Raw genomic sequence first — 14,392 nt, forward strand, 5'->3', positions numbered from 1 at the left:
TTCTCTCCGCCGGGTATCCCCACGAGGTATCCGGCGGAGCCTTTTCGCGTGCGGAGCACCAGCCGTCAAGGACTGGAACGTGTTCAAAATTCGGTCATGAGCGGATTCGTGAACGGTAGGTCGATCCCGCCTTCCGTGCAGTGCGCGAGGTCTTCGAAGCGAGCTTCGCCGACGGGCAGAACGCGGGTCGCCGTGATCGTGGACGGGCGCACCGTCGTCGATCTATGGGGCGTCGCCGACGCGTGGGCCGACCGCCCGCCACCACACCCTGACCTCGTCCCACGAGACCCCCGACGGCAGCGCCGACCCCGGTCCCCTGCGCATGCTCAGCAATCTGAGCGCCCTGCCGCGTGGAAGGTTCTGCGACAGCATGCGGCAGAACGACTGGGTCTGGCCGCGCGACGTCAACGGCAACCCGATCAAGGAGCACCAGCTCCCGAAGTCGGTGAGCCTGGCGAACTTCGCCGACGACAAGTACCGCTGCCTCATGTCGGTCGCTGACCCCACGTCGAACGGCTCGATCGGGGAGTTGCCGGCGCCGAAATCGTCCGGACACCGCGCCGAGAGCTCCCCGATCTTGTTTGCTGCATCGGTAACCGTGATTCAAGTCACTCCTGACAGCTACCCTGTTTTCACCCGGCCGCTCGTGCTGCGTCGCGAAGGGCATTTCGACTGCGCGAAACGCCGTGGAGAGAAAGGCGTCTCGAACATGAGTAGCACTCCGACCGCGGTCACCCCGGCCGCGGAATTCCCCCCGCCGACGCTGGTGACCGGCCTGTGGCAGCGCAAATTGCCGCACTATCCGGACACGCCCGCTCGTGCCTGGTATCTGTTCGTCGTGGTGATCACCTCGGTCTCCCTCTACTACCAGCAGATCGTGGCGGGTGCGGTGGGCAATCAGCTGATCGCCTACTTCCATCTGACCTTCCGGTATTTCGTCGGCATCTTCATCGTGGGAGCCGCGTTCGGCGCGGTGGCCTCGGTGGTGACCGGCCTGCTGGACCGGTGGGGGCGAGCCAACATCGTCGCCTACGGGATGGCGATCTGTTCGTTGCTCACGCTCTTCGCGGTGCCTGCCTGCACCACCAAAGTGGAGTATCTGATCACCTACAGCCTGGTCAGCATTGTGGAAGGCGCGGTGCTGGTCGCGACTCCCGCATTGGTGCGCGACTTCTCGCCGCAGCTGGACCGTGCCTCGGCCATGGGATTCTGGACGCTCGGCCCGGTACTGGGCGCGCTCCTGACCACTGAGATCGCCAACCACACCCTCGACGCCCACCCCGACTGGCAGTACGCCTACCGGCTGTGCGGCGTGATCAGCGTGGTGATCGCGGTGCTGGCGCTGGTAGGGCTGCGTGAACTCAGCCCGGCGCTGCGCGATCAGATCATGGTGTCGCTACGCGACCGCGCGCTCATCGAGGCACGAGCGCGCGGCTTGGACGTGAGTGGGCTGGAACGGCATCAGTGGCGGCAGATGATGCACATCGAGGTCGTGGGCTCGGCCTTCGCGATCTCGGTGTTCCTGTCGTTCTTCTACACCATCATCTCGTTCCTTGCGGTGTACATGGCGACCAACTTCGGGTTCAGCTCCGCGCAGGCCAACGGGCTCGGCAACTGGTACTGGATCGCGAGCGCGATCGCCTTGGTGGCCACCGGCATCGTGTCCGACCGGCTGAAGGTGCGAAAACCGTTCATGATCTTCGGCGCGCTCGTCAGCATCGTGGGTATCTTCACCTTCCTGGGGTACACCGACAAACCCGGCACCGACTACTACACCTTCGCGGCGGTGCTGACCCTGATCGCCCTGGGCAGCGGCATCGTCTACTCCACCTGGATGGCCGGTTTCACCGAGACCGTGGAGAAGCGAAATCCCGCGGCCACGGCAGTGGGACTGGCGGTGTGGGGTGGCCTGCTGCGCACGGTCGTCACCCTGGTGCTCTTCGGCTTGCTGGTGGTGGTGACCGCGGCGGGCACGCTGGTGAACTACGGTCCACGATTGCAGACGATTTCGACCAAGTATCGCGACGAGATCGCCACCATCCAGAAGGTCGGCGAGGACACGCTGACCGCGCTGGGCAAGAATCCGAACGATCAAGCGGCACAGGTGAACGCGCTGGTCAAGCTGACCGGAGCCGCGGCCTCGGATGTGCAGACCGCGCTGTCCGTGAACGCCGAATACCCGGACGAACTGGCCACCCTGCAAGCGATCGATACGCAGCTGCTGGTCAAGCTGATGACGAACCCCAACGACCAGCAGGCCGCGGCCACCGCCGTCGGGCAGGTCGCGAAGAAGTTCAATATTCCGCCGGATCAGGCCGCCGCCCGGATCGCGGCCGCCGAGAAGGTACCGGTCGACCAGCTGGCCGTGGTCTCCCAGGTCGGTCCGCAACTCGCGGCGGCGAGCGCGCAGCTCAAAGCGGTGAGCGCGATACCGGCCGACGACCTCGCGTACCTGTCCGCGCACGGCAAGGATGTGCAGCAGGCCCAGGCGGATTCGGCCAAGCAGTGGAAGCGCTGGTGGTGGATCTGCCTGATCGCACAGGTGGTGTTCCTGCCGTTCGTATTCCTCATGTCCGGGCACTGGAGCCCGAAGAAGGCTGCGGAGGAGGCGGCCCAGCACGATCAGGCCGTCCGGCGCGAGCTGGAAGAACTGGCGGAACAGCCATAAAGTACAGTTATTGAAGTGACGTCGCCGAACTCCGTAGCCGCGACCTTCGATCTGCTCGGCGATCGACTGACGCTGACGATCCTGCGGCACGCCTTCGTCGACCGCGCCCGCCGGTTCACCCAGTGGGCCGATCGCACCGCAGCGCCGCCCGCCGTGCTCACCGCCCGGCTGGCGGCGCTCGTCGATGCCGGGGTCCTGGCGCGCACGCCGCGGCCCGGATCGGCGGACCGCTACGAATACCGGCTCACCGGCCTCGGTTTGGCGACCTGGGAGATCCTGGTCTGCGTCTGGGCCTGGCAACGGGAGTGGACGTCGGAATGGGCACTGCTGCCGGAGTTCACGCACACCGAGTGCGGGCATCGCGGTCCGCCGGTCGTCATGTGCCGGAGCTGCGGACGCGACGTCTCCGCCCACGACACCGAGGTGGAACTGGATCGGGATGCGCTGTGGCAGCTCACCTCCGGCCGCCGGCGCTCGGCGCGGTCGGCCGGACTCGCCCGCGTCGACGCGCGATTCGACGAGATCATGGAGGCCATCGGCGACCGGTGGAGCGCGGCCGTCACCGGGCTGGCCCTGGCCGGGGTGCGGCGGTTCTCGGATTTCCGTGCGGCACTGGACATGTCGCCGACGACCCTCACCGAGCGGCTGTCCCGCCTGGTGGACGCGGGCATCCTGCTGCGGCCCGAGGCGGGCGGGCGCGACTATCGGCTGACCCCGCGCGGGCGGGCGCTGTTCGGGGTTTTCGCGTTCCTGCTGGCCTGGTCGCAGCGCGCGCATCCGGAGACCCCGGAGCCCGGTCTGCGCATCCGGCACAAGGAGTGCGGCGCGGTGCTGGATCCGGCGCTGCGCTGCCGGGGCTGCGCGGCCGTACTCGGCCGGCGCGACGTGCGTTTCGAGCCGCCGGCCTGGCGCCCGGCTCTTGACAGTCTCCACTGAGACGCGTATCACTTCATTAACTGTAGTGAATCTCGCCGGGCGTCGATGCCCGGTTGCTGGAGGCTTCGCATGCCGCTCAACGAAGAACTCATCGCGCCCGCCGCCGAGGCGCTCACCAACCCGTACCTGGAAGGTCCGTACGCGCCCTGCGCGCAGGAGACCACGGCCACGAATCTGACTGTGCTGCACGGGGAACTGCCCGCCGACCTCGACGGCGTCTACGTGCGCAACGGCCCCAATCCGCAGTTCGCCCCGCTCGGCCGCTACCACTGGTTCGACGGTGACGGCATGCTGCACGCGGTCCACTTCGAGGACGGCCGGGCCACCTACCGCAATCGCTTCATCCGCACAGGCGAGTTCGACGCCGAGCGCGCGGCGGGCACCGCGCTGTGGCGCGGCGTCATCGAACCCTGGGACCACAATCCGCCCGGCGATCGTCGCGAACGCAATTCGGCCAATACCGACGTCATCTACCACCACGGCAATCTGCTGGCCCTGTGGTACCGGGCGGGCAAGCCCTACGCGCTCGACCCGATCAGCCTGGAGACCCGCGGCGTCGACACCTTCCACGGCACCCTGCGCGGCGAGGTGTCCGCGCACGCCAAGGTCGACGAGCGCACCGAGGAACTGCTCTTCTTCGATTACGGCATCCACTCGCCGTACCTGCGCTACGGGGTGGCGGATCCGGACGGCACGGTCACCCATTTCACCGGGCTGGAACTGCCCGGGCCGCGCCTGCCACACGATATGGCGATCACCGAGAACCATTCGATCCTCATGGATCTGCCGCTCTACAACGATCCGCGCGCGGCTGCGGCCGGCCGTTTCAAGATCTTCTTCGACCGCACGCTCCCCAGCCGGTTCGCGGTGCTGCCGCGGTACGGCGAAGGGGCGCAGGCGAAGTGGTTCGAGGCCGAATCCGGCTACATCTACCACACCGTCAACTCGTGGGAGGAAGGCGAGGAGATCGTCCTGGTGGTTTGCCGGGTCTCGGAACCGAGCCCGGTGTCCGACCGCGCCCACCCCCTGGCTCAGTTGCTGGCCTACCTGCGGCCGGAGGCCAAGCTGCACAGGTACCGCTTCAACCTCCGCACGGGCGCCACCACCGAGGAGGCCATGGACGACGTCAACACCGAGTTCCCCGCCATCGACCAGGGCAGCACCGGCCGCCCGGGCCGCTACTCGTATCAGATGCGGCTGTCGGTCGACCGCACCCTGATCTTCGACGCCGTCATCAAATACGACTATCGCACCGGCGCGAAGCAGACCGCGCCCTTCGGCGACGGCATCTACGGCAGCGAGCTCACCGTGGTCCCGCGCCCCGGCGGCACCGCCGAGGACGACGCCTGGCTGACCATGTTCGCCCACAACAACCACACCGGACTCGGCGAGGTGTGGATCTACGATGCCGCGGACCTCACCGCCGGCCCCGTGTGCCGCCTCGGCCTGCCCGTTCGCGTCCCGCTCGGATTTCACGCCACCTGGGTCAGCGGTGACCGGATGCGTGCCGCCGCCCGCCCCCTATCCTGAAAAAGGTTGCCCGCGTGCCCCTTCCGCATCTGAGCGTCAGCCTCCCGTACTGGCAGGATCGCGAACCTCTCGACGCCCTGCTGGTGGCGGAGGCCGCCGACCGGCTCGGCTTCCACCGTCTCTGGATCGGCGAGATGGCGACCTTCGACGCCTTCGCCCTGGCGACCGCCATCGGCCGGGGCCCGGGCCGGATTCCGCTGTGCCTGGGCCCGCTGGCCGTCGGCGTCCGCACCCCGGCGACCATCGCCATGGGGACGGCCACCGTGGCCGCCCTCACCGGCCGCCCGGTCGACGTCGCCCTCGGCACCTCAAGCACGGTGGTGGTCCGGGACTGGCACGGCCGCCGAAGGCACCGCACCGCACGGCATCTGGAGGAAACGACCCGTATCGTCCGGGCCCTGCTGGCCGGTGAGAAGGTCGAGTACGACGGCCTGATCGAACGTATGCGAGGGTTCCGTCTCCGCCTGCCCGCCCTGCGTCCGGCCCCGGCCCGCAGTGTCCACGGATCGGACACGGTCCCCGAAATCGGTTGGCCCGGTGTGGGATCCCTGAACGGGCGGGTGTCCTCGAACGGGCACGGTCCGGAAGACGGGTCCGGCGACGGTCCGCCGGCCGGTGGCGAGCTCGTGCTGGCGGCGTTCGGCGAGCGGGCACTGCAGGTTGCCGCGCGCTGCGCCGACCGGGTGGTGCTCAATCTGGTCACCCCGGCCCAGGTCGCGCGATGTGTCACCGCGATAGGGGAATTCGCGGCGCGGGCGGGCCGGACACCGCCACCGGTCTCCGTGTGGGTGATCGCCGCCGCCGATCCCGGCCCGGACATGTACGCGACCGTCCGGCAGGGCGTGGTCGGTTATCTCCGCGCTCCCGGGTACGACGCCATGTTCACCGAGGCCGGATTCGGGGACGTGGTCCGGCTCGCGCACAGCGGCGTCCATCCGCGCGAGGTGCTCGCCGCCGTCCCCGACGAATTGCCCGCGGCCGTCGGCATTCTCGGCGATGCCCGCACCCTGGCCGCCCGCCTCGGCGAGTACGGGGACGCGGGCGCCGACGAGGTGGTCATCGTGCCGGTGACGACGGCCGGCGACCCGGCCGGTTTCCGGACCCTCGACGCGCTCAGCGGGATTTGTCCGAGTTCGGGCCCCGGTGTGCCGGAGACTGACGGGGACGAGTCCGACCCGGACTCGGCGGAGCAGCGGAGGCATGTCGATGAGTGAAGCGTTCGTCTATGACGCGGTGCGGTTGCCGCGAGGGCGGGTGCGCAAGGGTGGGGGCACGCTGGCGGAGATCCCGCCGTACGAATTGTTCGGGCAGTTGCTGGCGGCGCTGGAGGACCGGGGATGTCCGCCGGCAGCGGTCGACGACGTGCTCGTGGGGGTGAGCACCGCGGTAGGGGAGCAGGGCGGCAATGTCGCCCGGGCCTCGCTGCTGTGGGCGGGCTGGCCGGATTCCGTACCGGGAGCGGTGGTTTCGCGGCTGTGCTGTTCCGGACTGGACGCGGTGGAGGGCGCCGCCGCACGGGTCGCGGCCGGGTACGCCGACGTGATCGTCGCGGGCGGTGTGGAGTCCATGTCGAGGGTGCCGATGCTGAGCGATCAGCCCGCCATCGCCGTGGACCCGGATCTGGGGGAGCGGACCGGCTTCGTCACCATCGGGGTGTCGGCGGATCTGACCGCGGCCGAATACGGCATCACCCGGCCGGAACTGGACGCGTTCGCGGTGCGGTCGCATCGGAAGGCCAGTGGCGCAGCCTCGTCGGATTCGGTGATCCCGGTCCGCAAGGGCGGCACCGTGCTCCTCGCTGCCGACGAGGGCGCGCGGCCGGATGCGTGCGCGTCGGCCTTCGCCGCCCTGCCTACCCTGTTCGGCGCCGACCCCTCCTGGGAGCGGGTGGCCCGGCGCATGCCGCAGGCGCGGCATCCGCTCGGCGGGCTGCACACCATCGCGACCGCGCCGCAATTGGCCGACGGGGCTTCGGCTCTGGTGCTGGGCAATCGGCGTGCCGAGCGCATGCTCGGGCGGCCGCCGGTAGCGCAGATCGTGGGCACGGCGCAGACTGCGGTTCGTTCACCGCTGCTGACCGCGCCGACCAGCGCGGCCCGGGTGGCGCTGCAACGAGCCGGCGTCTCGCCCGCACAACTCGACGTGATCGAGGTGAACGAATCCTTCGCCGTCACACCGCTGGTGCTCATGCGTGAGCTGGGCCTGGACGCGGCCCGGGTGAATCCGTCCGGCGGCGCGGTCGCGGTCGGGCATCCGCTCGGGGCGACCGGCGGCATCCTCATCGCCCAGGCGCTCGACGGACTGCGCCGCCGCGACGGCGAGCACGCGCTCGTCACCATCCCCGCGGCACTCGGGCTCGGCTCGGCCGTGGTGCTGCGCCGCCTGAGCTGACCCACTGCCCGCCCCGTCACCGGACCAACTCACCACCAGGGAACTCCGATGGTCGAAATATCCTCCTCCGCAACCACGTCTCCCACCCATCCGGTGGCGGCCTGCCATCCGGCGGACACCGTGCACACCTACCTCGAACGCGGCTGGTGGCAGCCCGAGACGATTCCCGACGTCTTCCGCTACCGCGTCACCGAGGCCCCCGACGCGCCGGCCATCACCGATCCGGCCAATCTGGCCGACCTGACCGGTGCGCGGCCCCGTACGTTGACCTGGCGTGAACTCGACGATCATGTCACCGATATCGCGGCGGTCCTGCTGGACAACGGGATTCGCCAGGGCGCCACCGTCGCGATCCAGCTGCCCAACTCGGTCGCCCTGACCGCCGTCTATCTCGCTCTGTGGCGGTTGGGCGCGGTGGCGACACCCATGCCGGCGTCCTTCCGCCGGCACGAACTGTCCGGCATCCTGGCCGCGACCGACGCCGACGCCGTCATCACCGTGGGGGCGCTGGGAGATCGGGAACTTGCCACGGAGGCGCTGGCCGTCACCGGCGCGCAGCGCACCGTATTCGCATTCGGGCCAGGGGTTCCGGGGGCGGCGATCGCGCTCGACGGTCCGGTCGGCCCGGGCGCCCGCAATCGGGTGCGCGACTACGTCTCGACGCTCCCGGTGACCGTCAACGATCGCATCACCATCTGCTGGACCAGTGGCACCGAGGCCGCGCCCAAGGGCATTCCGCGCTGTCACGGCGACTGGCTGGCAGTAGCGGGCGGCGTCCAGGACGGGCTCGGCATGACACCGGATTCGGTGGTGCTCAACCCCTTTCCCATGGTGAACATGGCCGGATTCGCGGGCTCGTTCCTGCCGTGGCTGCTGGCGGGCGGGCATCTGGTCCAGCATCACCCGCTGGATCTGCCGGTGTTCTTCCGCCAGATCGCCGAGCACCGGGTCACCCACACGAGCATGCCACCGGCCCTGCTCACCATGCTGTTGCAGAATGACCAACTGCGCGCCCGCGCCGACCTGTCCTCGCTGCGCACCGTCGGCTCGGGCGGTGCGCCGCTGCCGCCGCCGGTGGTGCGGCGCTGGCAGGAGGACCTGGGCATTCAGGTGATCAATTTCTTCGGATCCAATGAGGGCGTGAGCCTGCTGGGCGCGCCCGCCGACATTCCCGATCCCACATTGCGCGCCCAGCACCTGCCCTATTACGGTTCGGCCGGGGTGCGCTGGTCCACCCGGCTGGCGGACCGGACGGCGGTGAAGCTGGTCGATGTCCGCACCGGGGAGACGGTCACCGAGATCGGCGGGCGGGGCGAATTGCGCCTGCGCGGCCCGGCCGTGTTCGGCGGCTACCTGCCCGGCACCGCCACCGCCGAGCCCTTCGACGATGACGGATTCCTCTGCAGCGGTGACGTTTTCGAACTGTGCGGGGACGGCGGCCGATATCTGCGGTTCGTCGACCGGGTGAAGGAGATCATCATCCGGGGCGGTATGAATATCGCGCCCGCCGAGATCGAGGGCCTGCTCATCGACCATCCGGCCATCGCCGACGTCGCCGTGGTCGGCTACCCGGACCCGGTGCTCGGCGAGAAATGCTGTGCCGTGGTCGTTCCCGCACCCGGCGCCACCGTGGCCCTCCCCGATCTGATCGCGCACCTGCAGGCTCGCGAGGTCGCCTCGTTCAAACTGCCCGAGCGCCTGGAGATCACCGACGCGCTCCCGCGCAATCCGGTCGGCAAACTGCTGCGCCGTGAACTACGCGCCCGGCTCTGATTCCCTTCGATCGCAGGAGGACCCCGTGTCCGTGCATATTCTGGGCGGCGCCCAGACCGATTTCGCCGTCAACTGGCATCGCCTCGGCCTCGGATTCGACGCCCTGATCCGGGCCGTCCTGGACGAGACCCTCGCCGCCGTCCACCTCGACGCCACCGCCGTGGGGGTGATCCATGTCGGCAATGCCTTCGGTCAGTTGTTCACCGGCCAGGGCCATCTCGGCGGCATGCCCGCCACCATCCATCCCGAGCTGTGGGGCGTCCCGTCGTCCCGGCACGAAGCCGCCTGCGCGTCCGGCAGCATGGCAGCCCTCGCCGCCATGGCCGATCTCGAATCCGGCCGCTACGACTGCGCGCTCGTGCTCGGCGCGGAACTGGAGAAGACCGTCCCAGGCGGGCAGGCTGCGGCCTACATGGGCGCGGCGGCCTGGGCGGGCCACGAGGCGCAGGACACCGACCTGGTCTGGCCGACCCAGTTCGCCGCGATCGCGGCCGAATACGACCGCCGCTACGGGCTCGACCCCGCCCACCTGCGCGCCATCAGCGCGCTCAATATTGCCAATGCCCGCTCGAATCCGCGTGCCCAGACCCGGAATTGGGACTACACCGAGGCGAGCTTCACCGACGACGACACCGCGAACCCGCCCGTGACGGGCGTGCTGCGCCGCCAGGACTGCAGCCAGATGACCGACGGCGCGGCCGCCGTCGTTCTCGTCTCGGATCGATTCCTGCAGCAGCACAGCGCCATTCGCGCCGACGCCACCGCGCTGATCTCGGGATGGGGCCACCGTACCGTCGGCCTCCCGCTGGCCACGAAGTTCCGGGCCTCCGCCGCCGAACCCTACGTCTTCCCGCACCTGCGCACCGCGGTCCTCGACGCGCTGTCGCGCGCCGGCCTCGCCGACATCCACCAGCTCGGCGGCGTCGAGGTCCACGACTGCTTCTCCATGTCGGAGTACGTGGCCATCGACCACCTCGGCTTGACCGCGCCCGGCGAGAGCTGGAAGGCCGTGGAATCCGGCGAGATCGGCCGCACCGGCAGCCTGCCGATCAATCCCAGTGGTGGGCTCATCGGCATCGGGCATCCGGTCGGCGCGACCGGTGTGCGCATGCTGCTCGACGCGTACAAGCAGGTCACCGGTCAGGCGGGCGAATGCCAGCTGCCCGGCGTCGACCGGTACGGGACGGTGAACATCGGCGGCAGCACCACCACCGTCGCGAGTTTCATCGTCGAATCCGTCGCCGGCTGATCGGGCCTCAGTAGTTGAGCTTCGAGGTGTCGCGCACGGCCCCGCGGTCGGCCGAGGTGGCCAGCAGTGCATAGGTTTTCAGCGCCGGTGACACCTGACGGTCGCGATGCCGGGGCCGGTAGCCGCCGTTCGCTTCCAATTCCGTGCGGCGCGTGGCCAATTCGGCGTCGGCCACGTGCAGCGTGAGGGTTCGCGACGGGATGTCGATGGTGATGGAATCGCCGTCCTCGACCAGCGCCAGCGGGCCGCCCGCCGCGGCCTCGGGAGAGATGTGGCCGATGGAGCAACCGGAGGAACCGCCCGAGAAGCGGCCGTCGGTGATCAGCGCGCATTCCCGGGCCAGGCCCAGGCCCTTGAGATACGACGTCGGATACAGCATTTCCTGCATGCCCGGCCCGCCGCGAGGACCCTCGTAACGGATGACGAGCACATCGCCCGACTCGATGCGACCGGACAGGATCGCCTCGACCGCGTCCTCCTGCGACTCCACCACCACGGCCGGGCCGGTGAAGGTGTGCATGTCCGCGGCCACGCCGGCGGACTTCACCACCGCACCGTCGGGCGACAGATTGCCGCGCAGCACCGCCAGGCCGCCGTCCCGTGAATGCGCGTGGGCCGCATCCCGAATGCAGCCCTCCGCCGCGTCCAGGTCGAGGGTGTGCCAGCGCTCGGATTGGGAGAAGGCACTCGACGACCGTTTCCCGCCCGGCGCCGCGTGGAACATCTCCACCGCCGCGGGCGCCGGCCGGCCGCCGCGCACATCCCAGTCCGCCAGCCACGCGCCGAGCGAATCCGCGTGCACCGCGTGCACGTCGCGATGCAGCAGCCCCGCCCGGTCCAGCTCGCCCAGCAGCGCCGGGATACCGCCCGCGCGGTGCACGTCCTCGATCAGATAGTCGCCGTTGGGTGCCACCTTGCACAGGCACGGCACCTGCAACGACATCTTCTCGATATCGGTGAGCGTGTAGTCCAGCCCGGCCTCCTGCGCGGCCGCCAGCAGATGCAGCACCGTATTGGTGGACCCGCCCATGGCCAGATCCAGGGCCATCGCATTGTCGAAGGCATTGCGGGAGGCGATGTTCCGGGGCAGCACCGCGGCGTCGTCCTCGTCGTAGTAGCGGCGGGCCAGCTCCATCACCGTATGCCCCGCGGCCCGGTACAGCCCAGCCCGGGCGGTATGGGTGGCCAGCGTGGTGCCATTGCCGGGCAGCGACAGGCCCAGCGCCTCGGTCAGGCAGTTCATGGAGTTGGCGGTGAACATTCCCGCGCACGAACCGCAGGTCGGGCAGGCGTTTTCCTCGATGCGCTCCAGATCCGCGTCCGACACGTCAGGGGAGACCGCCTCGGCCATGGTGACGATGAGGTCGAGCCGGCTGCGGACCGTGCCGTCGACCAGCGCCGCGGTGCCGCCCTCCATCGGGCCGCCGGAAACGAACACCGTCGGGATGTTCAGCCGCAGCGCGGCCATGAGCATGCCGGGAGTGATCTTGTCGCAGTTGGAGATGCACACCAGCGCGTCGGCGCAGTGCGCATTGACCATGTACTCGATCGAATCCGCGATCAGATCCCGCGACGGCAGTGAGTAGAGCATGCCGCCGTGCCCCATGGCGATGCCGTCATCGACCGCGATGGTGTTGAACTCCCGGGCGATGCCGCCCGCCGCGCGCACCGCCTCGGACACCATGCGGCCGACCGGCTGGAGATGGGTGTGACCCGGCACGAACTCGGTGAAGCTGTTGGCGATCGCGACGACCGGCTTGCGGCCGATATCGGCCGAGGGGACGCCGCTGGCCCGCATGAGGGCGCGGGCCCCGGCCATGTTCCGTCCGTGCGTGACCGTGCGGGAGCGCAATGCGGGCACGACGCCACCTCCTCCTGAAACTCCAACCATGTGGTTGCAACCTTGTGGTTGGAGTTTGTCACAGCCGTGAGCCCAACCGCAACCGTGTGGTTGGAGATGGTTGGATGGACCCCATGGCGTGGGATACCGAGAGGACCAGACGACTGCTGCTCGAGGCGGCGGTACTCGAGTTCGCCGAGCGCGGACCCGACGGCGCCCGGGTGAACGCCATCGCGGCCCGCGCCGGTATCAACAAGGAACGCATCTACCAGTACTTCGGCGACAAACGCGGCCTGTTCGAGGCTGTGCTCACCGACCAGCTGGAGCAACTCGCCGCGGCCAGCCCCCTCACCGCCGACAAGGCCGGCGACCTGGCCGAATACGCCGGCCACGTCTTCGACTTCCACCGCACCCACCCACAGTTCCTGCGGCTCATGTACTGGGAGGGGTTGCAGCCGCAGGACGGTCAGCTGCCCGCCGAGTCCGCCCGCGCCTCGCACTACGCCGACAAGGTCGCCGCGCTGGCCGCCGCCCAGCAGTCCGGGACCCTTCCCAGCGATGTCGCCCCCGGCTACCTGCTCTACGCGGTCGCCGCCCTCGCCGCCTGGTGGTTCGCGGCTCCCCAGGTGGTCCGGATGATCCTCGGCCCCGACACCGACGACCCGGACGCTCTGCGTGCAGCCCTGGTCACCCTGGTCCGCCGCCTCGAGGTGCGGGACTAGCGGGCCGCCGCGGCGACCCGCTCCCGATCAGCTCTGGGCCGGGGGTTCGGTGGTCTGGCCATTCTCGGCCGGCCGAGCGGCATCCGCCGTGCGCTGCGCCTTGATGTCGGCCTGCCACTTCTCGAAGTCGGCGCGCATCACGTCGATCTGATGTTCGAGGGCTTCGCGGGTGTCCGACCACCACTTCTGTGCGGACTCCCGCAGGTCCGCCGTGGTCTTCTCGAACTCGCTGCCCTCACGCTCGAAGGCGGCCTGCAACTCCTCCCGTCGCGCTTGCATCGTGGCCTGGCTCTTCTCCCGTGCGGCGGCGGACGATTCTTCGAAGCGCTTGACCTGGGCCGCGAGATCCATCAGCGATTCCGACAACGGTTTCATACTCTTGTCCTCTCGAATTGCGTTATCCGCGTGCGGATTCGGCCTTTGGCCTGAATCAAGCTTGGCCTCCGCCGACGACCTGTCCAAGGGCAGAACGTCCCCGGAATTCCTGCCACTCGGCATCGGGTATCCGAATCAGCCGGGTGCGAGGGTGTCCGCGAGGGTGGTGAGGACGGGAGCGCAACCGGTGTCGAGGGTGAGGGTGGCGAGGTCGTGGGCGCGGGTGCGGCCGCGGTTGAGGATGATGACCGGGCGGCCGGATCTGGCGGTGCGGCGGGCGAAGCGGAGGCCCGACATGACCGTCAGGGAGGAGCCGACGACCAGGAGGGCGTCGGCGGCGTCGACCACGTCGAAGGCGGCGGCGACGCGGGGTTTGGGGACGGACTCGCCGAAGTAGACGATGTCCGGTTTGAGGAGGCCGCCGCAGGTCAGGCAGTCGACCATGCGGAAGGACGCGGTGTCGGCGACGATCGCGTCGGCGTCGGGCGCCACCTCGAGGCCGTCGACGGGATGCGATTCGGCGAAGCCGGGATTGGCGGCCTCGAGACGATCCGCGAGGGCCATACGGGAGGTGAGAGTGTCGCAGGCCAGGCAGCGGACCCGCGCGTAGACGCCGTGCAGGTCGATCACCCGGCGATGACCCGCCTTGGTGTGCAGCAGGTCCACGTTCTGGGTGAGCAGCCCGGTGACGAGGCCCGCGCGTTCCAGCCGGGCCAGCGCGTGATGCGACGGATTCGGGCGGGCGGCGTCCATGCGCCGCCAGCCCACATGATTGCGGGCCCAATAGCGTTGGCGGAACACGGGATCGCCGACGAACTGCTGATAGGTCATCGGCGTCCGGGCCGGCGCGCCGGGACTGCGGTAGTCGGGGATGCCGCTGTCGGTGGAGATGCATCAAGGGGACTATG

General features: G+C 69.4%; 10 protein-coding genes and 2 pseudogenes. 9 read left to right on the forward strand and 3 right to left on the reverse strand.

The window, feature by feature from the left end; genetic code table 11:
* Positions 1–268 precede the first annotated feature (268 nt).
* From ON33_RS44195 to ON33_RS35710, 8 genes and pseudogenes are all read left to right on the forward strand, one after another.
* Positions 269–487: pseudogene (locus ON33_RS44195) on the forward strand (ParB-like protein); the annotation flags it as partial.
* Positions 488–709: 222 nt separating this feature from the next.
* On the forward strand, positions 710–2,668 hold the full coding sequence (locus ON33_RS35675) for an MFS transporter (protein ID WP_040863706.1): 1,959 nt from the start codon (positions 710–712) through the stop codon (positions 2,666–2,668).
* A gap of 15 nt (positions 2,669–2,683) precedes the next feature.
* Positions 2,684–3,604: a winged helix-turn-helix transcriptional regulator gene (locus tag ON33_RS35680; RefSeq protein ID WP_245551135.1), complete on the forward strand. Its 921-nt coding sequence runs from the start codon at positions 2,684–2,686 to the stop codon at positions 3,602–3,604.
* A 69-nt stretch (positions 3,605–3,673) separates the two neighbouring features.
* Positions 3,674–5,134, forward strand: coding sequence for a carotenoid oxygenase family protein (locus ON33_RS35685; RefSeq protein ID WP_040863583.1), 1,461 nt, complete (start codon positions 3,674–3,676; stop codon positions 5,132–5,134).
* 14 nt (positions 5,135–5,148) lie between these two features.
* On the forward strand, positions 5,149–6,348 hold the full coding sequence (locus tag ON33_RS40355; protein WP_157184915.1) for an LLM class flavin-dependent oxidoreductase: 1,200 nt from the start codon (positions 5,149–5,151) through the stop codon (positions 6,346–6,348).
* Positions 6,341–7,525, forward strand: a complete 1,185-nt coding sequence (locus tag ON33_RS35700; protein WP_040863584.1) for a thiolase family protein — start codon at positions 6,341–6,343, stop codon at positions 7,523–7,525. The genes ON33_RS40355 and ON33_RS35700 overlap by 8 nt, the downstream gene beginning before the upstream one ends.
* A gap of 48 nt (positions 7,526–7,573) precedes the next feature.
* On the forward strand, positions 7,574–9,298 hold the full coding sequence (locus ON33_RS35705) for a class I adenylate-forming enzyme family protein (protein WP_083869556.1): 1,725 nt from the start codon (positions 7,574–7,576) through the stop codon (positions 9,296–9,298).
* A gap of 25 nt (positions 9,299–9,323) precedes the next feature.
* The gene (locus ON33_RS35710) at positions 9,324–10,547 is read left to right on the forward strand and encodes an acetyl-CoA acetyltransferase (protein WP_083869557.1); all 1,224 of its coding nucleotides are present in this window, start codon (positions 9,324–9,326) and stop codon (positions 10,545–10,547) included.
* Positions 10,548–10,554: 7 nt separating this feature from the next.
* Here the strand turns inward: ON33_RS35710 and ilvD are convergent, their stop codons facing one another.
* The gene (gene ilvD / locus ON33_RS35715; protein ID WP_174391601.1) at positions 10,555–12,408 is read right to left on the reverse strand and encodes a dihydroxy-acid dehydratase; all 1,854 of its coding nucleotides are present in this window, start codon (positions 12,406–12,408) and stop codon (positions 10,555–10,557) included.
* Between the two features lie 113 nt (positions 12,409–12,521).
* On the opposite strand from ilvD, the gene ON33_RS44200 reads away from it, so the two are divergent.
* A complete protein-coding gene (locus tag ON33_RS44200) occupies positions 12,522–13,109 on the forward strand; it encodes a TetR/AcrR family transcriptional regulator (RefSeq protein WP_040863586.1) in 588 nt (195 codons plus the stop codon).
* A 27-nt stretch (positions 13,110–13,136) separates the two neighbouring features.
* Here the strand turns inward: ON33_RS44200 and ON33_RS35725 are convergent, their stop codons facing one another.
* Together ON33_RS35725 and ON33_RS35730 are read right to left on the reverse strand one after the other, a co-directional pair.
* Positions 13,137–13,484, reverse strand: a complete 348-nt coding sequence (locus ON33_RS35725; RefSeq protein ID WP_040863587.1) for a hypothetical protein — start codon at positions 13,482–13,484, stop codon at positions 13,137–13,139.
* Between the two features lie 135 nt (positions 13,485–13,619).
* Positions 13,620–14,375, reverse strand: a pseudogene (locus ON33_RS35730) (Sir2 family NAD-dependent protein deacetylase); the annotation flags it as partial.
* Positions 14,376–14,392: the final 17 nt, after the last annotated feature.

The sequence above is a fragment of the Nocardia niigatensis NBRC 100131 genome (assembly GCF_000308655.1).
Lineage (GTDB): Bacteria > Actinomycetota > Actinomycetes > Mycobacteriales > Mycobacteriaceae > Nocardia > Nocardia niigatensis.